20 protein-coding genes and 1 pseudogene are annotated in these 26,530 nt (G+C 69.0%); 8 read left to right on the top strand and 13 right to left on the bottom strand.

Translation table 11 applies throughout. The features are described from left to right. Nucleotides 1–44: 44 nt before the first annotated feature. From ELQ92_RS04065 to ELQ92_RS04055, 3 genes are all read left to right on the top strand, one after another. Entirely contained in the window at nucleotides 45–1,163 is a 1,119-nt protein-coding gene (locus ELQ92_RS04065; RefSeq protein ID WP_128497670.1) for a Gfo/Idh/MocA family protein, read from the top strand. After that, nucleotides 1,160–1,906 carry a ThuA domain-containing protein gene (locus tag ELQ92_RS04060; protein ID WP_128497669.1) on the top strand — a complete coding sequence of 249 codons (747 nt, stop codon included), beginning with the start codon at nucleotides 1,160–1,162 and terminating at the stop codon, nucleotides 1,904–1,906. The genes ELQ92_RS04065 and ELQ92_RS04060 overlap by 4 nt, the downstream gene beginning before the upstream one ends. A gap of 121 nt (nucleotides 1,907–2,027) precedes the next feature. After that, nucleotides 2,028–2,630 carry a YqaJ viral recombinase family protein gene (locus tag ELQ92_RS04055; protein WP_128497668.1) on the top strand — a complete coding sequence of 201 codons (603 nt, stop codon included), beginning with the start codon at nucleotides 2,028–2,030 and terminating at the stop codon, nucleotides 2,628–2,630. A gap of 24 nt (nucleotides 2,631–2,654) precedes the next feature. Here ELQ92_RS04055 and ELQ92_RS04050 read toward each other — a convergent pair whose 3' ends face one another. Next, complete coding sequence (locus ELQ92_RS04050; protein WP_243694854.1) at nucleotides 2,655–3,203, bottom strand: MarR family winged helix-turn-helix transcriptional regulator; 549 nt, start codon at nucleotides 3,201–3,203, stop codon at nucleotides 2,655–2,657. Between the two features lie 66 nt (nucleotides 3,204–3,269). On the opposite strand from ELQ92_RS04050, the gene ELQ92_RS04045 reads away from it, so the two are divergent. Further along, the gene (locus ELQ92_RS04045; RefSeq protein ID WP_128497667.1) at nucleotides 3,270–5,345 is read left to right on the top strand and encodes an MMPL family transporter; all 2,076 of its coding nucleotides are present in this window, start codon (nucleotides 3,270–3,272) and stop codon (nucleotides 5,343–5,345) included. 180 nt (nucleotides 5,346–5,525) lie between these two features. Continuing rightward, a complete protein-coding gene (locus ELQ92_RS04040; RefSeq protein WP_128497666.1) occupies nucleotides 5,526–6,482 on the top strand; it encodes an NADP-dependent oxidoreductase in 957 nt (318 codons plus the stop codon). Nucleotides 6,483–6,512: 30 nt separating this feature from the next. On the opposite strand, the gene ELQ92_RS04035 is transcribed toward ELQ92_RS04040, so the two are convergent. The 7 genes from ELQ92_RS04035 to ELQ92_RS04005 all read right to left on the bottom strand — a co-directional run bounded on the left by ELQ92_RS04035 (nucleotide 6,513) and on the right by ELQ92_RS04005 (nucleotide 14,780). Further along, on the bottom strand, nucleotides 6,513–7,922 hold the full coding sequence (locus tag ELQ92_RS04035; RefSeq protein ID WP_128497665.1) for a DUF6716 putative glycosyltransferase: 1,410 nt from the start codon (nucleotides 7,920–7,922) through the stop codon (nucleotides 6,513–6,515). Then, on the bottom strand, nucleotides 7,919–8,791 hold the full coding sequence (locus tag ELQ92_RS04030) for an N-acetylneuraminate synthase family protein (protein WP_128497664.1): 873 nt from the start codon (nucleotides 8,789–8,791) through the stop codon (nucleotides 7,919–7,921). The genes ELQ92_RS04035 and ELQ92_RS04030 overlap by 4 nt, the downstream gene beginning before the upstream one ends. Continuing rightward, on the bottom strand, nucleotides 8,788–10,095 hold the full coding sequence (locus ELQ92_RS04025) for an acylneuraminate cytidylyltransferase (RefSeq protein ID WP_243694853.1): 1,308 nt from the start codon (nucleotides 10,093–10,095) through the stop codon (nucleotides 8,788–8,790). The genes ELQ92_RS04030 and ELQ92_RS04025 overlap by 4 nt, the downstream gene beginning before the upstream one ends. Before the next feature lie 400 nt (nucleotides 10,096–10,495). Continuing rightward, nucleotides 10,496–13,249 carry a LuxR family transcriptional regulator gene (locus ELQ92_RS04020; RefSeq protein ID WP_128497663.1) on the bottom strand — a complete coding sequence of 918 codons (2,754 nt, stop codon included), beginning with the start codon at nucleotides 13,247–13,249 and terminating at the stop codon, nucleotides 10,496–10,498. 168 nt (nucleotides 13,250–13,417) lie between these two features. After that, the gene (gene crcB, locus ELQ92_RS04015) at nucleotides 13,418–13,810 is read right to left on the bottom strand and encodes a fluoride efflux transporter CrcB (protein ID WP_128497662.1); all 393 of its coding nucleotides are present in this window, start codon (nucleotides 13,808–13,810) and stop codon (nucleotides 13,418–13,420) included. Then, nucleotides 13,807–14,280 carry a CrcB family protein gene (locus ELQ92_RS04010; RefSeq protein ID WP_128497661.1) on the bottom strand — a complete coding sequence of 158 codons (474 nt, stop codon included), beginning with the start codon at nucleotides 14,278–14,280 and terminating at the stop codon, nucleotides 13,807–13,809. Before ELQ92_RS04010 ends, crcB begins: the two co-directional genes overlap by 4 nt. Next, nucleotides 14,277–14,780, bottom strand: a complete 504-nt coding sequence (locus tag ELQ92_RS04005) for a universal stress protein (RefSeq protein WP_128497660.1) — start codon at nucleotides 14,778–14,780, stop codon at nucleotides 14,277–14,279. The genes ELQ92_RS04010 and ELQ92_RS04005 overlap by 4 nt, the downstream gene beginning before the upstream one ends. A gap of 229 nt (nucleotides 14,781–15,009) precedes the next feature. On the opposite strand from ELQ92_RS04005, the pseudogene ELQ92_RS04000 reads away from it, so the two are divergent. Together ELQ92_RS04000 and ELQ92_RS03995 are read left to right on the top strand one after the other, a co-directional pair. Beyond that, nucleotides 15,010–15,223, top strand: a pseudogene (locus tag ELQ92_RS04000) (carbohydrate ABC transporter permease); the annotation flags it as partial. After that, entirely contained in the window at nucleotides 15,220–17,163 is a 1,944-nt protein-coding gene (locus ELQ92_RS03995) for a glycogen debranching N-terminal domain-containing protein (RefSeq protein WP_128497659.1), read from the top strand. The pseudogene ELQ92_RS04000 and the gene ELQ92_RS03995, both read left to right, overlap by 4 nt. A 72-nt stretch (nucleotides 17,164–17,235) precedes the next feature. Here the strand turns inward: ELQ92_RS03995 and ELQ92_RS03990 are convergent, their stop codons facing one another. The 5 genes from ELQ92_RS03990 to ELQ92_RS03970 all read right to left on the bottom strand — a co-directional run bounded on the left by ELQ92_RS03990 (nucleotide 17,236) and on the right by ELQ92_RS03970 (nucleotide 25,856). Next, entirely contained in the window at nucleotides 17,236–20,172 is a 2,937-nt protein-coding gene (locus ELQ92_RS03990; RefSeq protein WP_128497658.1) for a LamG domain-containing protein, read from the bottom strand. Between the two features lie 382 nt (nucleotides 20,173–20,554). Continuing rightward, nucleotides 20,555–21,658 carry a substrate-binding domain-containing protein gene (locus ELQ92_RS03985; RefSeq protein WP_128497657.1) on the bottom strand — a complete coding sequence of 368 codons (1,104 nt, stop codon included), beginning with the start codon at nucleotides 21,656–21,658 and terminating at the stop codon, nucleotides 20,555–20,557. A gap of 44 nt (nucleotides 21,659–21,702) precedes the next feature. Then, a complete protein-coding gene (gene mmsB / locus ELQ92_RS03980) occupies nucleotides 21,703–23,010 on the bottom strand; it encodes a multiple monosaccharide ABC transporter permease (protein ID WP_128497656.1) in 1,308 nt (435 codons plus the stop codon). Beyond that, complete coding sequence (gene mmsA, locus ELQ92_RS03975) at nucleotides 23,007–24,557, bottom strand: multiple monosaccharide ABC transporter ATP-binding protein (protein WP_128497655.1); 1,551 nt, start codon at nucleotides 24,555–24,557, stop codon at nucleotides 23,007–23,009. Before mmsA ends, mmsB begins: the two co-directional genes overlap by 4 nt. 258 nt (nucleotides 24,558–24,815) lie before the next feature. Then, the gene (locus tag ELQ92_RS03970) at nucleotides 24,816–25,856 is read right to left on the bottom strand and encodes a LacI family DNA-binding transcriptional regulator (RefSeq protein WP_128497654.1); all 1,041 of its coding nucleotides are present in this window, start codon (nucleotides 25,854–25,856) and stop codon (nucleotides 24,816–24,818) included. 317 nt (nucleotides 25,857–26,173) lie between these two features. Between ELQ92_RS03970 and ELQ92_RS03965 the strand changes: the two genes are divergently transcribed. Continuing rightward, nucleotides 26,174–26,368, top strand: coding sequence for a DUF3073 domain-containing protein (locus ELQ92_RS03965; protein ID WP_128497653.1), 195 nt, complete (start codon nucleotides 26,174–26,176; stop codon nucleotides 26,366–26,368). Nucleotides 26,369–26,530 lie beyond the last annotated feature (162 nt).

Below are 26,530 nucleotides of genomic sequence, written 5' to 3'. Positions count from 1 at the left end.
AACCAGAACCGCACCAGACAACACGATCCACATCAGGAGGACGCATGACCACGAACTCACGACCGCTCCGCGTCGGAGTCGTCGGGCTCGGTTGGGCCGGACAGCAGCACATGGAGGCATACGACGCCCTCGAGGACGTCGAGCTCGTCGCCATCGCGGGCATGGAGGACGGCCCGCGCGCCGAACTCGCGGAGAAGTTCGGCGTGCCGCACGCGTACAGCGATTGGAAGGACCTCGTCGCGGCGGGAGGTCTCGACGCCGTGAGCGTCGCCGTCCCGACGTTCCTGCACGCACCGATCACCATCGGCGCACTCGAGGCCGGACTGCATGTCCTCTGCGAGAAGCCGATCGCCCGCACGGCCGAGGAGGCGGAGGGCATGGTCGCCGCGGCCCGCTCGGCCGGACGGGTGCTCGAGATCGCGTTCAACCACCGCCGTCGCGGCGACGTGGAGGCGCTCAAGGCCGCGATCGACGAGGGCACGATCGGGCGTCCCTACCACGCGCGAGCGACGTGGCTGCGCCGCTCCGGCATCCCGGCGCTCGGCAGCTGGTTCACGAACCGGGAGATGGCGGGCGGAGGGCCCCTCATCGATCTCGGTGTGCACGTCCTCGACTACGCGCTCCACCTCTTCGGAGAGCCGCGCGTCCTCGCCGTCTCCGCCGTGACGCACTCGGAACTCGGCCCGCGCGGCCTCGGAGGCGCCGTCTCCGACAAACAGCAAGTGGGGTCGGCGTACGAGGTCGAGGACCTCGCGAGCGTGCTCTTGCGACTCGAAGGCGGGGGCTCGCTCGTGCTGGAGACGAGTTGGGCAGCATTCCGCTCCTCGGGAGACGAGTTCGGCATCACGCTCTACGGCACGGACGGCGGCGCGGACCTTCGGGTCGTCGATTACGCCCCCGTCGGCGAGCTCACCCTCTTCACCGGGCAGGCCGAGACGGAGACCGACATCCGGGTGGAGGCCGACCCGGGGCGGGGGCACGCCGCGGTCATCGACACCTTCGTCGAGCACGTCGCCGACGAGTCCTCGTGGTCCACACACGACGGGTCGCTGGCGCTCGGGCGGGCACGCATCATCGATGCGTGTTACGAATCCGCAGCGGCCGGCGCCGAAGTGCGCCTCGACCACGACCTGCACATCACCGATGGAGAGGGAAGCCGATGACCATCCGCGTCCTCGTCTGGAACGAAGGGGTGCACGAGAGCACCCAGCCCGCGATCGCCGAGATCTACCCGTCCGGCATCCACGGCGCGATCGCCGACGGGCTCACCGAGGCGCTCGGTGACGAGGTCATCGTCCGCACGGCCACGCTCGCCGACCCCGAGCACGGTCTCACCGAGGAGGTCCTCGCCGCGACGGACGTGCTGCTGTGGTGGGGCCACATCGCCCACGACCAGGTCGACGACGAGGTCGTCGCGCGCGTGCAGCGACACGTCCTGTCCGGCATGGGACTGCTCGTGCTCCACTCCGGGCACTTCTCGAAGATCTTCACGCGGCTGCTCGGCACGACCTGCTCCCTCAAATGGCGCAACGAGGCCGAGCGCGAGCTTGTCTGGACGGTCGCTCCGACCCACCCCATCGCGGAGGGGATCGAGCACCCCATCGTCATCGAGCACCAGGAGATGTACGGAGAGCTCTTCGACATCCCGACGCCCGACGACCTCGTCTTCATCAGTTCGTTCGCGGGTGGAGAGGTCTTCCGGTCGGGCGTGACGTTCTCACGCGGCCACGGCCGGATCTTCTACTTCAGCCCGGGAGACCAGGAGTACCCCGTCTACTTCCACCCACAGATCCGCAAGGTGCTCGCGAACGGCGTGCGCTGGGCGGCCCCCGTGGCGCCCGCGGCAGCCGCGCGGTCGATCCCGGCCGTCGACAATCCCGCGCGGGAGTGGTACCTCTCCCACTGATCCCTCTCATCGCACCCCTGCTCCCTCCCGCCCATCCGCACGGCAGGAGCAGGGGTGCGCCGCGTCGGCCCGCGTTGGCGTGTCGGTCCGGCCGCCGGTCGAGGCGAGGCAGAATAGACGGGTGCCACTGACCTACCGCGAACGACTCGTCGCCGACTCGACGGATCGGGTCGCGTGGCTTCGGGCCCGATCGCGGGGGATCACGGCGACCGACGTCGCGAAGCTCTCCACCCCGCGCTCGATCGACGTGGCAGCGACAGCGAAGCTCTACGGGACGAATTTCGGCGGCAACGCGTACACCGATCACGGTCGGATCCGTGAGCCGGAGATCGCCCGCTGGGTCGCCGCGACGCACGGCATCCGCCCCTCGACGGCTCTCTACCACGCTGAGCAGGAGCGTCGCCACCTCGCGACCCCCGACGGTCTCGCCGAATCGACCGACGGTCGACTCCTCCTCTGCGAGATCAAGACAACGGCAAAAGCCTGGCGCTCCATCCCCCGCCACTACTTGCGACAAGTGTGGTGGCAGCAGTACGTCCTCGGGGCCGAGCGCACACTCGTGGTGTGGGAGCAGCACGACGGTTTCGTGCCCGTCGACGACGAGCCGCGGTGCGCATGGGTCGATCGCGACGAGCTCGAGATCACCGCGCTCGTCCGGCTCGCCTCTGCGCTGATCGACGAGTTGCACCGCCGGACGACTCCGCCCGAGCAGCGCGCGGTCTGACGGCGCACGGTCACGACGCTTCCGTCAGGAGGCGGACGACTCGTCCTCGACGAGTTCCTCGTACAGATCGGCGATGCCCGCGAGAAACCCGGCGATCACCCTCTGCTCCTCGGCGGTGTAGGCCGCCGCGACTTCGCCGACGCCCGCGATCATCGGGGACAACTCCTCGAACGCCCGCCTCACGGACGCCGGAGCGGGAGTGACCGTGATCTTGCGCCGGTCGACGGGATGCGGGTGGCGTTCCGCATGGCCGACGGCGACGAGCCGGTCGATGACATGCGTCGTCGCCGCCGTCGACATCTCGAGTCTCGTCGCGAGTTCGCTCGGAGTCATCGGGCCCTGCTCCATGAGGTGCTCCATCGCCGAAAGATCCGTCGCGTTCACGTCGAGGGCCTGCGCGAGCCGCCGTTCGAAGCGCTGCTCGAGCTGAAACACGCGACGCACGAGCATCGGGATGGGGCTCGGGGCCGGGAACCCCTCGGGCAGGAGCTCCGCGTACCGCTCGCGGATCGAGGCCGGGTCGCCGACACCACGCCGTGCGGCGGCGTCCTCCCGCTTGCGTCCGTCCTCCATGTCAGACATGCTAATCCCTGCGATAGCTAAACTTTTTGGTAGTACGAAGAGCAGGGGTAGTCCGATATGGCGACGATCGCGCGATTCCTCAGCGGCCGCATCACCGCGTGGGTCACCCTCGCCTTGTCCGTCATCATCGCCGGGCTGCTCTTCGCGCTCGTCCCGTCCGTCGAATCGGACGCCTTCCCCGACACCGGGCTGCCGGCATCGGCGGAGTCCGCCCGGGCCGCCGCCCTGCTCGACGAGTTCCCCTCGGCCGAGGCGACGGCCGGAATCCTCGTCTGGAGCAGGGAGGACGGCGGCGAACTGTCCGCCGACGACCTCGCGTCGATCGCCGACCGTGCCGCTGCCCTCGCCGACCTCTCGACGACGCCCCCGGCCGTCGTCCCCCGGCCGAGCGACGACGGACTCGCCGCGATCGTCGTGGTCCCGCTCGACGCCGGGGAGGTCGAGGACGACCTCCCCGGGACGGCGGCGGAGCTCCGCGATGTCGCGGAGGAGGACGGCCCGGACGGGCTCGGGGTGCGACTCACGGGCCCGGTCGGGTTCCAGGACGACATCTCCGACGCTTTCGCCGGCGCCGACATCCGCCTGCTGCTCGTGACCGTGATCGTCGTCGCCGTCCTCCTCATCGTGACCTACCGCAGTCCCCTCCTCTGGATCGTCCCTCTCGCCGTCGTCGGCACGGCGGACGGGCTCGCTCGCATCGTCGTCACGGCGCTCGCGGACGTCGTCGGCATCACGATCGACGCGTCGATCGGGGGGATCCTCTCCGTGCTCGTCTTCGGAGCCGGGACGAACTACGCTCTCCTTCTCGTGGCCCGCTACCGCGAGGAACTGCTCGTGCAGGCGGACCGTCACGCCGCGATGACGACGGCCGTGCGCAGCGCCGGACCGGCGATCGCCGCGAGCGGCGGCACCGTCGCCTTGAGCCTCGTGACCTTGCTCTTCGCATCCCTCGCCGGCAACCAGGCCCTCGGCTTCGCGTGCGCGATCGGCGTGGTCATCGCGATCGTGTTCGCCCTCGTCGTCCTGCCCGCCGCACTCGTCGTGTGCGGCCGTGGTCTCTTCTGGCCCTTCGTCCCCCGCGTCCGGCACGGTCAGCACACCGGGGCACGCCCCGGGTTCTGGACACGCCTCGGTCGAGGCGTCGAGCGACGACCCGCGATCGTCGCGACCGCGGCGGTCGCCGGGATCGGCGTGCTGCTCCTCGGTCTCGCCGGCTACAGCGTCGGACTGTCGCAGACCGACCAGTTCCTCGGCAGTCCCGACTCCGTCGTCGCGCAGGAGACGATCGACGAGTCCTTCTCGGCCGGGCTCACGAGCGAGACGACCGTGCTGACCGCAGAGGCGAGTGTCGGCGACACCGTCGCCCTCCTGCGGAAGGCGGAGTCCGTCGAGAGCGTGCGCCCCGGAGAGAGCCACGACGGCCTCACCGCTCTGTCCGTGACCCTCGACGCCGAGCCGGAGAGCGAGGCGGCCTTCGACGCGATCCGATCCCTGCGAACCGACCTCGCCGGCGCCGACGGAGAGGTCTCCGACGCTCTCGTCGGAGGATCCGATGCGAGGGCGCTCGACACGAATGTCGCGGCAGCACGCGACCTCGCCCTCATCGTGCCGATCATCCTCGCGATCGTCTTCGTGATCCTCGCTCTGCTCCTGCGCTCGCTCGTCGCCCCGGTGCTGCTCATCGCGAGCGTGCTCGCGACGTTCTTCGCGAGTATCGGCGCGGGCAACTGGATCTTCCTGAACCTCCTCGGCTTCCCCGCGTTCGACGCCAACGTGACGCTCTACGCGTTCCTGTTCCTCGCCGCGCTCGGGGTCGACTACAACATCTTCCTCACGACGCGAGCGCGCGAGGAACGCGTGCGCTTCGGGACACGGGAAGGCATGGTGCGCGCGCTGGCATCGACGGGAGGCGTCATCACGAGCGCCGGAATCCTGCTCGCGGCGGTCTTCGCGGTGCTCGGCGTGCTGCCCGTCGTCGCCTTGACGCAAGTGGGCATCATCGTGTGCATCGGGGTGCTCCTCGACACGCTCGTGGTCCGCACGGTCCTCGTCCCCGCGCTCGTCTTCCTCACGGGCGACGCCTTCTGGTGGCCGCGAAACACGCCGGTAATACGAGAGTTCTCCGCGAGTTGACGCCGTTGTAACACCCCCGAATCATTGCCTCACTTGACTGAGGATGACCTCGTCGGAGGTCACCGATCGCCGTCGTGATCGGGGGTGGATTCGGGGAGTGTGCAGGCGATGCGGCTTGGTGTGAGGGATGCGTGGCAAGCTCGATCCGCGGACGGACCACTTGATGAGATCCCCGAGTCCATGACCGCGGCGGTGATCGAGGAGACGGGTCCGCCCAGCGTCCTCCGGACGGCGACCGTCCCCGTGCCCCGTCGCAGCGGCTCCGAGTTCATCGTGCGCGTCGTCGCAGCGGGAGTGAACCCCATCGACGCGAAGACACGCGCCGGCGGGGGCGTCTCGGCGGCGCTCCCGGGATTCCCCGCGGTGCTCGGAAACGACTTCAGCGGCGTCGTCGTGCGCTCGCCCTACGAAGCTCACCCGCTGCAGCCCGGCACCGAGGTCTACGGCGTCGTTCCGGTCCCCCGCTACTCGGGAGCGTACGCGGAGTACATCGCCGTTCCGAGTCTGAGCGTCGCGCGAAAGCCGCCCACCCTCTCTCACGTGGAGGCCGCGGGCGTGCCCGTCGCTGCCCTCGCCGCGTGGGGCATGGTCGTGGAGCTCGCGAAGGCGCACGACGGCCAGCGGATGCTCATCCACGCCGGGGGCGGCGGGGTCGGCCACTTCGCCGTGCAGTTCGCGAAGTACTTCGGCGCTCACGTCACCGCGACCGGGTCGACGCGCAACCTCGAGTGGCTGCGGGAACTCGGGGCATCCGTGGCGATCGACTACACGACGACCCGCTTCGACGAGGTCGTCGGCGAGGTCGACGTCGTCATCGACCTCGTCGGGAACGTGCACGACGACACGGGTTCGCGATCGCTCCGAGTCCTTCGGCGCGGCGGTCTCATCGTCAACGCCCCCACAGGGAGCTGGCCCACGGTGCTCGACGAGGCCGAGGCTGCCGGAGTGCGCGCGACGACCTACACGGTGGCTCCCGACGGCGACACGCTCTCGACCATCACACGACTCCTCGAGTCGGGTGACGTGAAGGTCTTCGTCGACGACGTCTTCGACCTCGATCGCGTGTCCGAGGCCCACACACTCCTCGAGGACGGACACACGCGCGGAAAGCTCGTGGTGAAGATCGCGGACAGCTAGGGCGTAGACGGGCCGGGCTCCGCCGACGCGTCAGGCCGCCGCTCGGCGGACGATCCGGCGAACGACGCGTACGACCCGGCGGGCGGGCACGGCGATCGCGACGGCCACCGATCCCGACAGCGTCCGGTCCTCGTCGCCGAGCATTCTCTTGCGCTCCCATGCCCGTCGAATCCCCCATCCGATCCGATTGAAGCGCTGCGGAAGCACATTCGTGCGTGCCACCCGCTCCCGGCGGACGAGCGCTTCGAGGGCCTCGGCCCAGTCGTCGTTCGCTCGGCCGTGCAGGTAGTTGTCGTCGCGCCACGCCGGATCCGGCTCGGCGAACCGACCGGCGACGAGGGCGTCCGACCCCGCGAGCAGTCCGCTGCCCTCGAACACGAGGTTGATGAGCCGTGCGTTCACCCCGAAGTCCGTGGGAAGCAGGGCCGGAACGTCGGCCGCGACGGCCTCGAGCGCCGCCGTCGAACTGATCGTCACGAAAGCGGAAGCGCGCTCGAGGTGCTCGGACATCGGCCCGTCCGCGACGACGAGGTTGCCGGGGACGGGCCCGTCGGCGAGCGCGGGGAGCTCGGGCGCCTCGAGCAGACCTGCGTAGTCCCATTGCTCGGCGTGCGTCTGCGCCTCCCCGGCGAGCGCCCTCACCTTGATGACGACCCGTGACTCCGGCTGTGAGCGGGCCAGCCGGACGAGCCAGGACAGCAGGAGCAGACGGTCGGCGCGCGACGACGGCACCTTGGCTTGTGTCGCGAAGACGATCGAGTCTCGGCGACGCTCGGCGACGTCCCCGCGATCGGCGCCGCCGTGCGCCGTCGCCGTTCCGACTCCCTCGACGTGTTCGGACGCCGGGGCGGCGATACGACCGACGGCCGCGTGGGCCGCGACGGGTACGACGTCGGGGATGAACGGGAAGGTGGCGAGGCCGAATCGTGTGCTGACGCCGAGCGAGCGCGCGTTCGCGGCGAACTCCCTCACCTCGCGCTTGCTGTGCAGCACCACGAGGTCGGCCTGCTCCCGGTAGACGACCGCCTTGACCGCGGCCGGGATGGTGATCCCGGGAAGCCCTGACACGATGACGGGTCGCCACTCCCGTGACACGACGTGCCGCACGAGGACACGGACCATCGGGCCGCGGACGGACAGCAGGACGGCCTCCGGCTTGAGGGATCGCACGAGCGTACCGAGGTCCGCGAGAGTCGTGTCACGCGCGTCGTCCGGCGCGAATCTGCTCCCCGCGAGCGCCGACGCCAGTTGGCGGGCGCTCGGCCGCATCGGGTTGCGCACGACGACGAGTTCCGCGTCCCAGCCGTCGGGAAGCCGCGACGCGAGTGCCGCTCCCCACTTCACGTACGAATCGGTGTCGCCGATCACGAGGAGCGTCGGCCGGCGACCGGCCGTCGAGCTTCCCGTGGGCTCGGACCGCTGCACCGCGGGGGTCGTCACACGAGGACCCGACGGAGCTTCGCCATGGGGGCCTGCTCCCCCGGGAACACGCGCTTGATTCCGTCTCCGAGCGCTTCCTCGACCGTGCGGATTCCCGCGACGAGTTGCGCGAAGTCGCTCGGCTCGAGCGACGCGGAGTGGTCCGAACCCCACATCGCCCGGTCGAGGGTGATGTGACGTTCGACGACGCACGCACCGAGTGCGACCGCGGCGAAGGAGATCTCGAGCCCCGGCTCATGGCCGGAGTATCCGATGGGCAGCGCGGGGTAGCGCTGACCCAGGGTCCGGATGGTGCGGAGGTTCGCCTCACCAGCCGGCAGCGGGTAGGTCGACGTCGCGTGCAGAAGCACGAGGTGCGTGGGATCGAAGACCGAGACGGCCGCATCGATCTGCTCGAGCGTCGACATGCCCGTGGAGAGGATGACGGGTTTCCCCGTCGCAGCGAGGGCCCGCAGCATCCCGAGGTCCGTCACCGAGGCGGAGGCGACCTTGTGCGCCGGCACCGCGAGGTCCTCGAGGAAGGCGACGGCCGGCTCGTCCCACGGTGATGCGAACCAGTCCAGCCCGCACAGCGTCGCGTAATCGCCGATCTCGATGTACTGGTCGCGGTCGAACTCGACACGGCGGCGGTATTCGAGATAGGTCATCGTGCCCCACGGCGTGTCGCGCGGCGTGCTCTTCATGTGCTCGGGCGTCGAGATGTCGGGGGTGCGCTTCTGGAACTTGACGGCTTGCGCTCCGGCCTCCGCAGCGACCTCGATGAGGTTCTTCGCGAGCTCGACCGAGCCGTTGTGGTTGAGACCGATCTCGCCGATCACGTAGACGGGGTGGCCGTCGCCGATCTCCGAGCGTCCGATGGTGATCGTCATGATGATCTCCGTTCTTCTGTGAGCCGACCCGCGGGTCGCGGGTCGAGTGATGGCCGCCGGTGAGCGGCGATGACACGGTCGGCGAGCTCGCGCACGGCGCCGTCGCCGCCACGGGCGGCGAGGACGACACGCGCGACCGCGCGCACCGACGGGTGAGCGTCGGAGACCGCGATCGGCCAACCGACGAGTCGGAGTGCAGGGAGGTCGCCGACGTCGTTGCCGACGTAGGCGACGCGCTCGAGGGGTACGCCGACGCGCTCGGACCACGCGGTCAGGACGTCGCCTTTGTCACCACGCGCGTCGTCGCCGTCGACGCCGTGGACGACCTCGACCTGCAGCTTGCGGCCCCGCGCCATGACGACGTCGTTGCGCTCAGCGGAGAGGATCATGACGGGGACACCGGCCTCACGGAGGAGTCGGACGCCGTGCCCGTCGGCCCGGCTCACACGGACCGATTCATGGCCGTCAGCGTCGACGAAGGCGGAGTCGTCCGTGTGCACGCCGTCGAAGTCGGTCACGACGGCATCCACGTCGATCGCGTCCATATGGACGGCGGCCTCGTCGAGCGATTCCTCGTCGATCGCGGCGATAGCGCGGGCGAGTTCGAGGTCGGCCGCCGTGTCGATGTCGAGACCGTGCCGCTCGGGTACGAGTTGGACCGCGACGCGGCCGAAGAAGCGATGCCGCGCCGACCGGAAGCCGGCGGCGTCCATGACATAGAACGCTCCCGTCTCGCGGTACTCCGGCGCACGGTCCTGCCGCCGGGGACGAGAGGCCCTGTCGTGGTTCACACCGACGACGCCGTGCGCCGGTCCTGCGTCACGCCAGAGGAACGCGTGCGTCGCCGTAGCTGAGAAGACGACCTCCGCGTCACCCGAGACCACGCGCGCGACGGCCTCGTCGAGGTCGAGCGGGTCGATGAGCGGAGAGGTCGACTGGATGAAGACCACGACGTCGGGCGCCGAGCCGTCGACCTCGAGCATGTCGAGCGCATGGAGGAGCGCGGACTCCGACGAGGCCTCGTCCCCGGCGATCCCGGCCGGTCGCTCGACGATGAGAGCGCCGGCGGCCCGCGCGACCCGACCGATCTCGGCGTCGTCCGTCGAGACGACGACCGCGTCGATGCCACGAGCGCCACGCGCGGCCGCGACCGCGCGAGCGACGAGGGGCACTCCTCCGACGACACGCAGGTTCTTGCCGGGGATGCCCTTCGATCCGCCGCGTGCCGGGATGATCGCGACGACACTCCGGGTCACCGACGCGAGGGAGTCCTCCTCCGATCGCATCGGCCGCCCTGTGTCCATGGGGTGACGCTAAGCGGGTCGAGTAGCCGCGAGGTGGCCGCCCGGTGAACGCGCGTCTCCCCGCCGACGACCATTGTGTGCGTGAGCGGGACCGTGCGTGTCATCGGACCACGACGACGGCCGACGGGAGCTCCTCCGGTCACCGACCCGATCGGCGGCCGGAGGAGCCACCTGCGAGGAGGGTTATCCTCTGGGCCCGAGGCGACGGCGAACGCAACCCCCCGGTCCATTCACCGTGCCCCGGACGTCTCGTCCGACGTGACACCGCCAAGGCGGAGTCACGCACGTCGCTCCACGATGACGCGGCTCCTCTCATCGACACGAAGAGGGGCCGGGATTTGGTCCCCTCAGTGGTCCTCGCCGAGGAGGACGCGGGCACGGAGGCGCCAGCGTGAGGGCGTCAGCGGTCGAGCAGACCGCGCGCGATCGCGGCGATGGCCGCCTCCTCGCGCGTGGTGGCGCCGAGCTTCCGGTAGATGCTCGCGCGCTGCTTCTTCACCGTGTTGGGCGAGACGACGAGCTGGCGGGCGATGACCGACACGCTGAGCCCGGACACGAGCAACGTGAGCACCTCGCGTTCGCGGCCGGTCAGCTCCACGATGGAGTCGAGACGTGTGAAGAGCACCGGGACACTCTCGAGCCGCTCGAGCAGCTCTGGCCGAAGGAGTCCTGCACCGTCGGCCAGCGCTCCGAGGGCCAATCGATCCGATTCGACGAGGAACATCCACGGCGTACGCAGACCGTTGCCGTCGAGGACCCTCAGCGCCTCCGAGAGGTCGTGGATGGCCGCTCGCTCGCCCCCGAGGCGGAGCGACGCCGCCGCTCGTGCCAGAAGCAGCTCGGCGCGATCGCGGGGGCGCAGCGTGGGAATGGCAAGAGCATCGCTCGCTCCGGCGACGGCATCGAGGGCCTTGTCCTCGATGAGGGCGATCTGCGCTCGCCCGATGGCCGACGCCGGGTCTCCCTTCTCGAAGGAGCGGATGGCGGACTTCGCGTGGGCAAGCGCCCCGACGGCGAGATACAGGACGACGATCGAGCGGTTGAGGCTGGAGCGGACGGCCGGCGGCACCGCGATACGGTCCCGGTCGGTCACGGCATCGCTCACCGTCGCGATACTCGTGAGTGAGCGCCCCTGCGCCGCGTCGACGAGCGCGCGGACGGGGATCGACCGCACCCGCATCTCCGGATTCGACGACACGGCGAGCGCGTCGAGCGCGTCGAGCGTCGCCTCGAAATCCGCCGACTCCAGGAGGAGGAGGACGGTTGCGAGCTCTGCCCACGATGACCGGGTCGACGGGACGCCGGGCTGTTCACGGGCGGAGAGGTGCTCCTCGACTCGCGGGATCGATCCGCCGAGGGCGTGGATTCCCGCGAGTACCCCGTGGATCGCGGAAACGGACTCCGCCCGGATGCCGGAGACGGAGAGCGCACGCTCGGCCGCCCGCAGCGCGGAGGCGTGCTGGCCGGCGTCGGCGAACGTCAACGCCGCCTGCAACAGCGTCGAGGCGAGCACATCGGGGGTGTGACGGCGGTGATCGAGCTCGGCCCGCTCCGCTGCAGCACTCACGTCCGCCGCGACGGACAGCGCCGGGGCCCACCGGCCGTCGAGCCTCAAAGCCACGAGCCGCACCGCGAGCATCGCGAGTCGCTCGTCGCCCGATGCCTCGGCCATCCGCGAGCGCGCGAACTGCTCGGCATTCGACAAGTACGCCGAGCCCACCGCGCGGCCGTTCCCGCTACGCGCGTGGGCCACCCCGAGGAGGGCCGTGAGGAAGGGGAAACGGCGCAGCTTCGACGTCCCCACCGCGAGCAGGGGTTCGAATGCCGACGGGACGTCGTCCGACACGATCGTGAACGACTCCCGGAGGATGCGTTCTGCGAGCGCGAACTGCTCGGTGCGGACGGCCCGCGCCCATGCGGCACGCGCATCGCCCCGGCTCCAGAGCACTTCGGCGGCTGCCGCCTCGGCGTTCGCCGTATTGGAGCGATCGGGGGGCGTCGCGCTGCGCTCGAGTACACGCGCCGTGATGGGCACGAAATGGAAGCGCGGTTCATCGCCGTCCGATTCCCAGAAGCCGAATCCGAGCGACCGCGCCCGGTCGAGCCACTCCCGGGCAGCGTGCCGGTGCGCCCCGCCCAGGCGGGCTGCCTCGTCAGCCGTCACACCGTCGAGGAGAGACGCCCGCTGCAGGAACGACCAGAACTCCTCCTCTTCGGGGCCGCCGGGAACACCGGCAGAGGCCACGAGGGCCTCGGCGACGCGATCGATGACCGCGTCCGTCTCCCGCGAGGTGCTCAAGCGATTCGTTCCGTCGAGCAACTCGGCGACGAGACGTGTCGCGAGCGGCATGCCACCCGTGATGGCATGGACCTCGTGAGCGAGCTTCGCGTCGACGGTGAGTACCGATCGGACGATGACGAGGGCGCACTCCCTCGCGGTGAAGAGGAGTCGGCGCGGTTCGATCTCGACGATGTCGAGATCCGCTCCGTGCTCCTTCCGGTCGAACGAGCTCATTCCCCGCGTCACGATGACGACCCTCAGCCGATCGGTGACCCGCAGCATCGCGCGCACGTCGTCCTCCACCGCACCGTCGCCGAGGTCGTGCGCGTTATCGATGACGATCACGAACGGGGCGCTGAAGTGCGATGCGAACCGGATGAGGTGACGCCGGAGGTCTCCACCCGCCATGATCTGATCCGGTGACGGGAGCCACTTCTCGTCGAGCGGCGCCTGGCCGGAGTCCTGCACCATCGCGAAGAGGCGGGCCCAGAAGGTCAGGCGGTCGGACACATCGTCATCGACGTCGATCCACACCCCGGCAGTGGCGGCGCGGGCGGCCCACTGTGCGACGAGCATCGTCTTGCCGAAGCCCGATCCCCCGCGCACGATCGTGACGGCGCGGCCGTCGTCCAGTACGGCGGTGAGCTCTGGTCGCCGGATGGTCCAGGACGGCTCGAGCGGCGACCCGTAGAGCGACGGCACACCCGCGCCGCCGTCGACCGATTGCGCCGTCCGCATCGTGGCCGGCGCAGCCTGTCCGGGGGCGTGCAACCCCTCGTCCAACTGGACGTGCGCCTGCACCGTGTGCGCTCGTGACCGTGCGTGCGCGAGGACGTCGTCCCCCGTCGGCACTCTCTTGATCGATCCCGCCATGTGCGACCCTCACCTTGATCGACGAGTGAATTACGCCGGGTGATTCACACCCGGTGTAGATCACACTGTCGACTCGACGGCGCTCCGGATGGCGGTGAACCCGAAAGATGGTCCTCGAAATGGTCCGCGCCCTCACCGGGTGATGACCCGGGACGGTGTCGCCAGTCGTCAGAGGGCAGCGACGGCGATCGCCGACGCCGCGAGCCCGACCGCCGCCGCGATGACGCTGAGGACGAGCGTGCCGCCGGCATAGACGACCGCCGCGCCTCGTTTCCCCGCACTGATGAGCGCGACGGCGTCGAGACTCGCGGAGGAGAAGGTCGTGTACCCTCCGAGGACGCCGGTCGTGAGGATCGCCGCCACGCCGACGGGAAGCATCGACGCTGCCGTGATCCCCGCGACGACGCCGATCACGAACGAGCCGGAGATGTTGACCACGATGGTTCCGCGCGGAAACCGCGCACCCGGCCGTCTCGCCAGGACCGCACTGTCGACGATCAACCGCAGCGCGGCACCGACGCCACCACCGACGGCGACGAGCAGGACGGACAACGGCGTCATCGGTCGTCGTTCCCGGTCGCCTCACGGCGACGAGCGATGACGCGGCCGGCCGCCAGACCCACTGCGGCAGCCGCGAGGCCGACAAGGACGGAGCCAACGGCGTTGAGGAGAGCGGGGAGCACCTCACCGACGGCGACGAGCGACACCGTGTCCATGGCCAGAGCGCTGTAGGTCGTGAAGCCTCCCAGCAGCCCCGTGCCGAGGAGCAGCCGCGCCTCCCTTCGCCGCCGTGCCGAGCTGACCGCTTCGAGCCCCGCCACGAGCACCCCGAGCACGAACGCGCCGACCACGTTGACGACCAGGACGCCCACCGGAACGGCGCTCACCTGCGGAAGAAGCGCGAGAACCGCGGCGCGTGCCGCCGTTCCGATGGCACCGCCGACGAAGACGAGCAGGACCGCTCGGCGGCCGGGCCACGGGGAGGTGCGGACGGCGGAGGGGGCGGATCGATCGTGAGGGGGGACGGTCACTCCTCGGCCCACGGCAAGTCGTGGGCTTCCCGGACCGGCGCGAGCGGCACCACGATGACGGGCTGACGCTGGCGGTGGGCCAGGTGGGCGGCGATCGATCCGGTGAAGAATTCCTGGAGACCGGCCCGGAATCCCGGTTCGCGCGTACCGACGACGATCGAGCCCACCTTCTCGCGGTCGGCGATCGAGCAGAGTCCGGCCGACGGTTCGCCCTCCCCCGTCACGACCCGCCACCTCACAGGAGCGCCCTCGAGGAGGGGACGTACCTGCGCGTCGATCCAGTCGGAATCGATCTCACTGTCACCGTTCACGTCGTACGGGACGAACGCGACGGAGCCGTCCGCCCAGAGGCCGGCGGTGTAACGCGTCGCGTCGACCCAGGCCACGATGAGCTCGGCGCCGAAGGCGGCGGCGTACTCGGCTGCCGTTCGAAGGACGGCGTCCGGTTGACCCGGCACGATGCCCACGAGGACGGGTTGCGACGAGGGTCGAACGGTCATGACCTCAGCCTCCTCCTGTGACTCCGCTTGCGGCAGTCCCCCGATCGGACCGGATCCGATCGGGACCGACGGTGTCCCACACGCTCAGCATAACGCCGCCGTCATCCCCTCACGATGAGGCGCGGCTCCACGAGGACGTCACCTGCGGACGCGCCCGTGACGGACCGGTCGACGCCGGTTCCGTGGGCCCATGAGCAGGTCGAGGGCGCCCGCGGCGACGTCCTCCCGGTCCTGGAACGAGTTGTCGCACTCCATCGTGGCGACGCAGAGCTCACCACGCCCCGCAAGGGCGTCGCGTCGCTCGCGTCCGGTCAGTTGGGTGAGGGGACGCCGTATCCGTTGCAACTCGCTCCGGCGGCGATCATGATGATCTCCGTTGCCGTGAAGTTCTTCATCCTCCACGTCGAATCAGGAACGCCAGTGAAGGGGCCGTGACGGAATGACGAGTACGAATCCGACGAGTGAGACGACGCGACCCGGGGACGATGAGCCGGCCGTCCGTCCCCTCCAGCCGCTCCTCCACGACTCGGTCGTCGTCTTGCGCGCCCCCACCCAGGCGTGGTCGGCGGAGGACGGTGACATCGGGGCGACGGTCATCCACGGGATCTACCATGGCGACACGCGGGTCGCGGCGGGCCTCCGGGTCCGTGTCGGCGACACGGACCCGGAGGCCGTGAGCGTCGCACCGCGGGGAGCGACGGGGGCGACCTTCGTGTCGCTCGTGCGCGAGATCGATGGTCACGGCGGCGCGGATCCTCGGGTGCGCCTCGAGCGACGACGCGATGTCTCGGCCGGATCGGTCGTCGAGCGCCTCACGCTCTCGTCGGGCGTGGACCACACGATCGAGACATCCCTCGTGGTCGAGCTGTCGCCGGACTTCTCGACGATGTCGAGCCTCAAGGCGGGGATCGTGGACGGCGCCGAGTGGAGCGGTGAGCCGATAGAGGACGGCATCGTGATTTCGAGCGGATCGGTCACTCTGCGGGTGACGGCTCCGGGCGCCGTGGTCTCCACGGCCGACGGCAAGGTGCGCGTCTCCTGGCCGCTCGACGTTCCGCCGCACGCGTCCGAATCACGGGAGCTCTGCGTCGCGATCACCGACGAGTCCCTCGTCGTCGTGGCGCCCCGAGGGGAGGTGTCCTGGCGTGCTCCCGAGGGCACGACGTCGGATCCGCGTGTGGCCCGTTGGGTCGCTGCCGCCCTGGCGGACCTCGACGCTCTCCGCCTCGCGCTCCCCGACCATCCCGACGACGAGTTCCTGGCCGCCGGCGCCCCGTGGTTCTTCACGCTCTTCGGCCGTGACTCGATCTGGGCGGCTCGCCTCCTCCTGCCGGTGACGACGGACATCGCCGCGTCGACGCTCCGTATCCTCGCACGATTGCAGGGGATCGCCCACGATCCGGAGTCGGCGGAGCAGCCGGGGAAGATCATGCACGAGTTGCGGTCGGCGCCTCTCACCATCCCGGGCGAAGGGGTCACGCTTCCGCCCGTGTATTACGGCACCGTCGACGCGACCGCCCTCTGGGTCACGTTGCTCGCCGACGCGTACGCCGCCGGGATGTCGGAACTCGCCGTCACGGAGCTGCTCCCCACGCTGCGCGGCTGTCTCGACTGGATCATCCAGCCGGGGGACAATGACGGCGACGGGTTCCTCGACTACGTCGATCTCACGGGTCACGGTCTCGCGAACCAGGGCTGGAAGGACTCCGGTGACTCGATCCAGTGGCGGGATGGCCGCCTCGCCGAAGGCCCGATCGCGCTCTGCGAGGTGCAGGGGTATGCGTACGAGGCCGTCATGGCGGGCGCTCGACTTCTCGAAGCTCTCGGCGACGGCCGCGACGACACCCAGGCGCTCCGCTCCTGGGCGGCCGACCTGAAGCGGCGCTTCGCGGAGGCCTACTGGGTCGAGACCCCGGAGGGCCGCTACCCGGCCGTCGCGCTCGATGCGCACAAGCGTCCGGTCGACTCGCTCACGAGCAACATCGGGCATCTCCTCGGAACCGGCATCCTCGACGCGGAGGAGGAAGGCACGGTCGCGACGCTGCTCATCGGCCCCTCGATGTCGTCGGGCTTCGGTCTCCGGACGCTGTCGACCGAAGCCGCCGGGTATTGGCCGCTGAGCTATCACGGCGGAAGCGTGTGGACGCACGACACGGCGATCGCGATCGCGGGACTCGTGCGGTCCGGGCACCTCGAGCAGGCGCGGGTCTTGTCCGAGGGCTTGCTGACGGCGGCGGAGCGGTTCTCGTTCCGTATGCCGGAGCTGTACTCGGGCGACGCCGCCGACGAATTCTCCTCGCCGACGCCTTACCCGGCAGCCTGCCGACCGCAGGCCTGGTCGGCGGCCGCAGCGTTCGCGGTGCAGACGGCCGTCACGTCCTGAGCGGCAGGCCCTGCGCCGCGGCCCGGTGTGGTCGCGGCGCAGGGCTTCAGCGTTGGCTCGTGACTGGGGGGCTCACGGACGCACAACGACGTAGTCGGTCACGGACAGAGTCGTGGTGGTCGGTCGTCCCGCGTAGAACATCATCCCGACACTTCCGGGAGCCTGGAGCGCGGCCTTCGAGTCGGTTCTCGTGAGCTGCCACGCGTCGGGTTCCGCCGTTCCCGTCCACGCCTTGGCGCGGAGCGTCGTCGGCGCGGTGCCCGTGACCTCGAATCGGAGGGTGATGCTCTCGCCGGGCGCATAGGCCGATGACGCGATGCCCACGGTTGCGAGCGTCACGCCGGACGCCTGGATGTCGATCCGCGACTTCGTCGGTTCGAGGATGACGCGGGCCGTGTAGCGCTCGGATCCGATAGCGCGGCCGATGACACTCACGTAGTGCGGCGAGGTGCCGGGGGCCTGATCGAGACGGAAGGTCATCCGCGTATCGGTGGCCGGCGCGGAGACGGCGCCGAGGATCGCGGTGCGTTGCTCCGTGGGAGCGAGTCGTAGGACACCGGCTCCCGAGCCCACGCTCACCCCCGAGCCCGGCACCGACCAGCTTCCACCGGATTCGGCCGTGCCCCACCCACTCGATGTGGAACGCTCGAAGCCGTCACGCGCGATCACCGTCGGAGACTCGGGTTCCGGCGTCGGCGTCGGCTCCGGTTCGGGTACCGGCTCCGTGCCCGACGTGGCCGCGTCGAAGTGCGCGGCGACCGCCGCGGGCGACAAGACCACGGGGTAGAGAGCGATGTTGTCGATGGCACCGTCGACGAAGTCGCTCGACGGCGCCCCGGGCCACCCCGCGACCGTGTTTCCGCCGACGTTCCAGTAGCCCTCGAAAACACCTGCTGTGATGTCGCCCGCTCTCGATCCGACGAGTGCTCCGTCGAGGAAGAGTCGAAGCCCGGAGGGCCCGAGGGTCACCACGACATGATGCCACCCGCCGTCGTTGAGACCCGGTGGCGAGACGACAGTCTGGGCGTTGTCGGTCCAGACGCCGAAGACCACCCGCCCGTCGTCGGTGAGATAGACGTGTCGGTCATGCGCCGCGTTGACGGCATCGCGGGTGTGTGCGAAACCCACGATCTGACCGCCCTTCGTGCTCGTGGTCGAGAACCACGCCTCCGCGGAGTACACCTGCGGTGCCGACACCGCGTCGCTCTGCACGGCGAAGTCGTCGGTCCCATCGAAGTCCCCCGCGCGTCCCCCCGGCACCGACTCGATCCCGACGACTCGACGGGGCACGGCGGTCAGATGGTTCGAGCCCGCCCAGTCGTACCCGACGTCACCGGCCGTCTCGTTGAGCGGCCAATACGCCGTCGGAGCGTCGCTGAGCACCTGACGGTCGTAGTCGGTGATCGCTCCGAGGACACCAGCGCTCGCGGTGTAGCTCACCGCGCTGCTGAGAGTGGCGTTGCCGTCGGGGTCGACGGTGCGGATCCGATACGAATAGGACGCCCCGGGGTCGAGCCCTCCGTCGACGCCCCGAATCTCGGGCCGCTGCCAGAACGTCGATTCGATCCAGCCCGTGCCGAAGACCGGGTTCTCGAGATCGCCGTCCCTGATGACCTCGTAGCGCAACCGCGAGTTGTCCCGATCGTGATTGGCTGCCCACGAGAGCGTGACACCCGTGCCCTGGAAGGCCTCGAGGACGGGGGTCATGGCGGCTCCCGACAGCGTCGGGGGATTCTTCCGCTCGGCCTCGGGAACGACGGCGAAACGCGCGAGTCCCGTCTGCTTCACGCCGTTGACCGAGCGGAATTCGCCTCCGTACAGGACGTAGCCACCCCCGGTGGTGACGTCCCACGGTCCCTGGTTCGCGCCTGTGAAGGCACCGGTGTCCATCGCCGGGAACCAGTGCAGCAACGAGGGCGAGGGGTGGCCGGCGTGGCTCCAGAACTCCGTCTGCCGGTCGAGCACCGTCCCCGTGGCGGCGTCGGAGAAGGCGATGGCCCGATAGTAGCGCTCGGGTTCCACGTAGCCGCCGAAGGAACCCGCGTTGGAGCAGTCGTGAGCGTGACCGGCCGTGTACACGACCCGTCCGACGGGCTGCACCGAGTAGGTGTCGCCACGGCAGTCCTCGATCCACTCGATCGCCCCGTCGGATGCACGTACCTTGAACGTTCCTTCGAAATTGCCCGTTCCTGTGGCGTAACCGGTGCCGTACACGGAATCGCCACTCGTCGCGAGGCTCAGGATGCCGGACTTTTGCTGCTCGCCGTTGCGGATGACCGATCCGACGGCCCAGGGCTGCGCCGCCCCCGTATCGGGAGTGACGGACGCCATGCCGAGGGCCTCGCGCGCTCCCCCGGCGAGCGACTGGAACACGCCGCCGAGGACGACGCGTTCGCCCCCGGCCGCGACGACGATCGATTTGACGTCACCGCCGGTCGTACCCGGATTCCACGGCAGAAGCGTGCCGGTCGTCGGAGCGAAGGCGGCCGATCGGCTGCGGCCATCGCCGGCCGCCGTGGTGAAACCGCCTCCGACGTAGACCGCGGTGGCCGTGACCGCGATCGCGGACACCGACTTGTTGACGACGGGCGTGAACGAACCGATGAGTGCCCCTGTCGCGACGTCGAACGCGGCGAGCCGGGAGCGCTTCTGGCCGTTCACGATGGTGAAGTCGCCGCCGACATAGAGCCGCGCACCGTCGGGGGATGCCGCAACCGCACGCACTTGGGCGTTGAACGTGGGAGCGAAGTCCGAGAGCACACCCGACTTCAGGTCGTACGAGAGGAGATGTGTGCGTGCGACGACGCTCTTGCCGACTCCCGCGCCGAAGGGCCGCGCTTTCGTGAAGGCGCCGCCCACGAACACCGTGTCGCTGACGACCACCTGGTCGCGGACGACGCCGGACTTCACGGCGTCGCCGACGCTTCCCGTACTGCCGTCGCCGATCTGCGGGGCCGGAAGGAGATCCGCCGTGACCGTGGGCGGAGTCGCCGCCGCTGACGGATCCACGGGAGCAGCCTCGGCTCGGGCTGTGTCGCTCGGGACGACCGACGCGGACAGGACCGATGCCAGGAGAACAGCGCCGACCGTCAGGACGACGGTCGCGCGACGCCGACGAATCACAGCGGAGAGTGATGACCCGCGTCGTGGACGAGCACTCGGTCTGCCGTCCGGCCTGTCGAATGATTGCGCACGAGAATGCATGGTTCGTCCCTCCCCCAAGGTGACGCACGACGGATGATCGACGCGCACCCCGATTGTGCCCCAGCAGGAGGACAGAGCGCCCCAACGGGACCACATGCCTGTGGACAACACAGGACGGGCGGGCCGGAGATCCGGTCCGCCCGTCCTGGAGCGCGTGTAGCTGGTATTACGGGTGTTGCCGCAGTGATCAGCCTTCGGCGATCGGCCCGAGAGTCGGGTCGTTCGCGTAGGCCTCGGCCGCGTTCTCCTTCGTCACGATGACCGGGGGAAGCAGGAATGCCGGCACGATCTTCGAGCCGTTGTCGTACGACTCCTCGTCGTTGACGTCGACGTCCTCGCCCTTCTGGAGCTGCTCGGCCATCTCGATGGCCTTCGCGACAAGGGCGCGAGTGTCCTTGTTGATGGTCGAGTACTGCTCGCCCGCCATGATCGACTTGACCGACTCGACCTCGGAGTCCTGACCGGTCACGACCGGGATGTCCTTACCGGCACCCTTGACGGACGTGATGATCGCCCGCGCGAGGTTGTCGTTCGGGGAGAGGACGCCGTCGAGCTGCGTGTCACCTGTGTAGGTGCTCGTGAGGAGCGAGTCCATGCGGCTCTGGGCGTTCTCGGCCTCCCAGCCCTGCGTGGCGGTCTGCTGGATGTCCGTCTGACCGGAACCGACGACGACGTCGCCGCTGTCGATCGCGGGCTGGAGTACCTCCATGGCGCCGTTGAAGAACACGGCGGAGTTGGCGTCGTCGGGCGAGCCGGAGAACAGCTCGATCGTGTACGGACCCTCGCCCTTCGCGGCCATGCCGTCGAGCAGGGCCTGGCCCTGGAGACGACCCACCTCGGCGTTGTCGTACGCGACGTAGTAGTCGAGGTCTTCCGTGTTGAGGATGAGGCGGTCGTACGCGATGACGGTGGCACCGGCCTCCTTGGCCGCGGCGACCTGCGTGCCGAGCTGCGAGCCGTCGGCCGCACCGATGATGATGACCTTCGCGCCCTTCGTCACCATCGACTGGATCTGCGACTGCTGATCGGCGACTGTGCCGCTCGCCGCCGCGTACTGGACGTCGGACTCGAAGCCCGCGTCCGCGAGGCCCTCGGTGAAGAGGTCGCCCGCGAGGACCCAGTTCTCGGAGGTCTTCGCCGGGAGGGCGACACCGACGAGGGAGTCCGCTGCGAAGCCGGCTTCTTCGCCGCTTCCGCCAGCCGTCTCGTCAGCTGTCCGGCTGGAGCAGCCGGCGAGGACGAGCGCAGCAGCCGAGGCCAGGGCCACGGTTGCGAGTGCTGTTCTGCGCATTGTTTTCACTTTCTCTTGGGATTCAGGGTGGGGATTGGACAGGTCTAGTTGTTGACGGTCACGGCGCCGGGCTTCGCCGTGTCGGGCGTTCCCGTCGTCGGCGTCGGGGTCTGGTCGGAGGGGCCGTTGCGACGCTTCGGCCGGAAGATGCCGATGATCGAGAAGCGGCCCTGCGACCGGTTGTAGACGTCGATCGCGACGGCGAGCAGGAGCACGAGGCCCTTGACGATCTGCACGAGGTCGGCTCCCGCGCCCACGAGCTGGAGGCCGTTGTTGAGGAAGGCCATGACGAGACCGCCGATGATGGCGCCGATGACGGTTCCGACGCCGCCCGCGACCGCCGTGCCTCCGATGAAGGCGGCGGCGATGGCGTCGAGCTCCCAGCCGTTTCCGTCCTGGCCGCCCGATGCTCCGGCCCGTGCGATGAAGATCATGCCGGCGAGGCCGGCGAGGATCGACATGTTCATCATGACGAAGAAGTTGACCCGCTTGGACTTGACGCCCGACAGCTCGGCGGCGTGGGAGTTGCCGCCGACCGCGTAGATGTGACGACCGATGATCGTATTGCGAGTGAGGAACGAGTATGCGACGACGAGCGCCACGAGGATGAGGCCCGAGACCGGGAAGCTCGTCCCGACGCGGCCGCCGGCGAAGAGGAAGGCCGCGTAGAGCACTACGGCGCCGATGATGACGACGCGGGCGATGGAAACCCAGACCGGAACCATCTCGGAGCCCATTTCGGCCTGCGTGCGGCGTGAGCGCCACTCGCGCCAGGCGATGGCGACCACGGCGAGGAAGCCGAGGATGAGCGTGAGGTTGTTGTATCCCGTGTCCGGGCCGATCTCGGGGAGGTACCCCGCACCGATGACCGTGAAGCCCTCGGGGACGGGGACGGCGGTCGCGGCGCCGATGTACTGGTTCCCGCCGCGGAAGATGAGCATGCCCGCGAGTGTCACGATGAACGCCGGTACTCCGACGTACGCGACCCAGAAGCCCTGCCATGCACCGATGAGCGCTCCGACGACGAGGCCGAGGACGATCGCGAGCGGCCAGGGGAGGTCGAAGTCCGCCATCGCCTTCGCGACGATGATGCCCGTGAACGCCGCGACCGAACCGACCGACAGGTCGATGTGACCGGCGATGATGACCATCACCATGCCGATCGCGAGGATCAGGATGTAGGAGTACTGGTTGACGACGGCGATGAGGTTGCCGGGTGTCAGGGTGAGACCGTTCGTCCAGAACTGGAACACCAGGACGATGGCGACGAGGCTCAGGAGGATGCCGGCCTGACGGGCGGTCGACGTCGTGCCGCCCCCGAAGATCTTCTTGACGTCGGAGAATCCGCTCATGCTGCTTCAGCTTTCTTGCTCGTGGAGGTCATGCTCTTCATGAGCATCTCCGGCTCGGCTTCCGCCGACGTGAACTCGTTGGTGATCTGGCCCTCGAAGATCGTGTAGATCCGGTCGGAGAGGCCGATCAGCTCGGGCAGCTCCGAGGAGATGACGATGACACCCTTCCCCTGGGCCGCGAGCTGCTGGATGATGCCGTAGATCTCGAACTTCGCACCGACGTCGATGCCGCGGGTGGGCTCGTCGAGGATGAGCAGGTCGGGGTCGGTGAACATCCACTTCGCGAGGACGACCTTCTGCTGGTTACCTCCCGAGAGCTTCGACACGCCCTCGTCGACCGTCGGCGTCTTGATGCGCAGACTCTTGCGGTACTCGTCCGCGATCGCGTGCTCCTTGAAATCGTCGACGACCTGGCCGCGCGAGATCTTGCCGAGCTTCGCCGAGACGACGGAACGCTTGATGTCGTCGAGGAGGTTGAGCCCGAGGGACTTGCGGTCCTCGCTCACGTACGCGAGACCCTGGTCGATCGCCTCGCTCACGTTGCGGAGTTGGATCTCCTTGCCGTCCTTGAACACCTGGCCCTCGACGAACGTGCCGTACGAGCGCCCGAAGATGCTCATCGCGAGCTCCGTGCGACCGGCGCCCATGAGCCCGGCGAATCCGACGATCTCGCCCTTGCGGACGGTGAAGCTCTCGTTCTTGCAGACGAGGCGCTCGGGGACGAGGGGGTGCTGCACGGTCCAGTTCTTGACTTCGAAGAACACCTCGCCGACGTGGGGCGTACGGTCGGGGAAGCGCGACTGGAGACTGCGACCGACCATGCCGCGGATGATGCGGTCCTCGTTGACGTCGCCGCCCCGCACATCGAGCGTCTCGATCGTCTTCCCGTCGCGGATGATCGTGATCGAGTCCGCGATCTGCTCGATCTCGTTGAGCTTGTGGGAGATGATGATCGACGCGATGCCCTTGCCCTTGAGACCCACGATGAGGTCGAGCAGGTGCTGCGAGTCGTTCTCGTTGAGAGCAGCGGTCGGCTCGTCGAGGATGAGGAGCTTGACGTCCTTGTTGAGGGCCTTCGCGATCTCGACGAGCTGCTGCTTGCCGACGCCGATGTCCTTGATGAGTGTGTCGGGGTCGTCACGGAGGCCGACACGGGCGAGCAGCTGGACGGCGCGCTTCTTCGCCTCCTTCCAGTTGATCACTCCCCCACGGCCGGGCTCGTTGCCGAGGAAGATGTTCTCGGTGATCGACAGCTCCGGGATGAGCGCGAGCTCCTGGTGGATGATGACGATTCCGGCGGCCTCGCTCGAGCGGATGTCGCGGAAGCGGACCTCTTCGGTCTGGTAGACGATCTGGCCCTCGTAGGTGCCGTAGGGGTACACACCCGAGAGCACCTTCATGAGCGTCGATTTGCCGGCGCCGTTCTCGCCGCAAATGGCGTGGACCTCTCCGGCGCGCACCGCGATGGAGACGTCCGACAGCGCTTTGACGCCGGGGAACTCCTTCGTGATGGATCGCATCTCGAGGATGACGGGTTGATCAACCATGCGACTGCACCCCCCGAGCGATTCGGGTTTCGGCGCGACGGGTTCGCATTCACTGCCTCCACAAAGGACGTCGTTGTCGTGGCGGGCCGGTCGGTCCGTCAGAAACTCGGGCGATGACCGATCCTGATGTGACCGTTCACATGCCCGCGATCACGATAGGCCCGCGTCGAGCCGGTGTCAACCGGGATCGTCTGGGCCGTGCGCGACCGTGACCCGGTCGTGACCTCGCGCCCCGTCGACGGGCCGGGTCGGTGTTTCTCATCGCCAGGCGACGGGAGGAGGCGCGGTCGACTCGCGAACCATGAGCGTCGGCCGGATGAGCTCGAGCGCCCCGAGGGAACCCGTGTCGATCGCGCCGATGACGATCTCGACCGACCGGCGGCCGACGGCGGCGAAGTCCTGGCGCACCGTCGTCAGTGGTGGCAGATAGTGCGCGGCGTCCGGGATGTCGTCGAAGCCGACGACGCTCACGTCCCCCGGGACGGAGAGCCCCTCGTCGCGGAACGCATGCAGCAGGCCGAGGGCCATGTGGTCGTTCGCTGCAAACACCGCGGAGAAGTCACGGCGCCGCACGAGCTCGAGACCGGCTCGGTACCCGAAGTCGGCCGAGAGCTCCCCGAGGATCGGCGCTCGTACGGGCAGATCGTTCTCACTCAGTTCGTACAGGAAGCCCTGCATGCGCTCATCGGCCTCGATCCAGTCCTGGGGACCGGCGACGTGGATGATCGAGCGGTGCCCGAGTTCGATGAGGTGGCGCGTCGCCATCCGGGCGCCTTCGTACTGGTCCACGGCGAAACTGTGCGTGCGCCCCGGGCGCTTGTTGTGGATGGACGAGTCGAGCGTCACGAGGGGCAGATCGAGCGAACTATCCTCTATCGCCTCGAAGACGCTGACCTTGGGGGCGACGACGACGAGCGCCTCGACGGCTTGGCTCTGCAGCCGCTCGAGGGCCTCGACGATCGAGGCGGCAGTCGTCCCCGTCGTGACGACGGCCAATCGGTAACCCGACTCGGCCGCCGCGACCTCCATCGCGTGCACCATCGTCTGTGGGCCGAAGTGTGCGTGCTGGTGGGTCGACAGCACCCCGATGGTGCGGGACCGACTCGTCACGAGGGCACGGGCAGCCTGGTTCGGGCGGAAGCCGCTCTCCTCGATCGCCTCGAGGACGCGCTGCTTCGTCTCGGGCCGGATCTTCTCGCTTCCGTTGAGCACTCGGGACACCGTCTGGTACGACACTCCCGCGAGTGCAGCGACGTCCCGGATGTTCGGAGCGCGCCCCTTTCCAGCTTCCGGCGGCATTGCGCTCCAAGAATAAGGGTCCATGTGTACGTTCACACGACGGCGGTCGCCCTCATTGTACGCACACGTCGAGGCCCCGCAGAGAGCCGCAGGGCCGCCCACAGGTCCCCCGCGCGGCCACGACCCCAGGGCCGCCGTGGTAGACTTCGAGGCAGTCTTAGTCGTTCTCTGGTTGATGAAACCTCCGGTTCACCGCATCGAGAATCCCTGACCCGCAGAGCATGCTCGGCACGGCACGTCCGTTCGGCCGATCGTCTCCCCGGAACTCAGCGATTCCCGCCTCGGGAGCCGGTCACCGAATCGTAAGGGGGTCTCGCATGGGGCGTGGCCGTCAGAAGGCAAAGCACACGAAGATCGCGCGGGAGCTGAAGTCGTACAGCCCCGACGTGAACTACGATGCGCTCGAACGAGAACTCACGGGTCATGCACACGACCCCCACATCGAGGACGAGGTGTCCAAGTGGTCCGAGTACGCCTCGGACGGGTTCCCCGACGAGTCGAAGCGCGCATAGCACGACGTCACCTGCTGGCTCCGTCCGCTGGTGACGTGCTCGGCTGACCCGATCGTCGGCGTAGGCCGGGCCACGCCGCTCTGCGGTGAGCGAGTCGTCGTCTGCTGCACTCCCCTCTCCCCCCTGAAAACTTTCTATGTGCACGCGTTTTCGCGCACATAA

The organism is Labedella populi, assembly GCF_004078655.1.
Classification (GTDB): domain Bacteria; phylum Actinomycetota; class Actinomycetes; order Actinomycetales; family Microbacteriaceae; genus Labedella; species Labedella populi.
The sequence above is the reverse complement of the archived record's forward strand: the minus strand, read 5'-3'. Positions and strand labels throughout refer to the sequence as shown.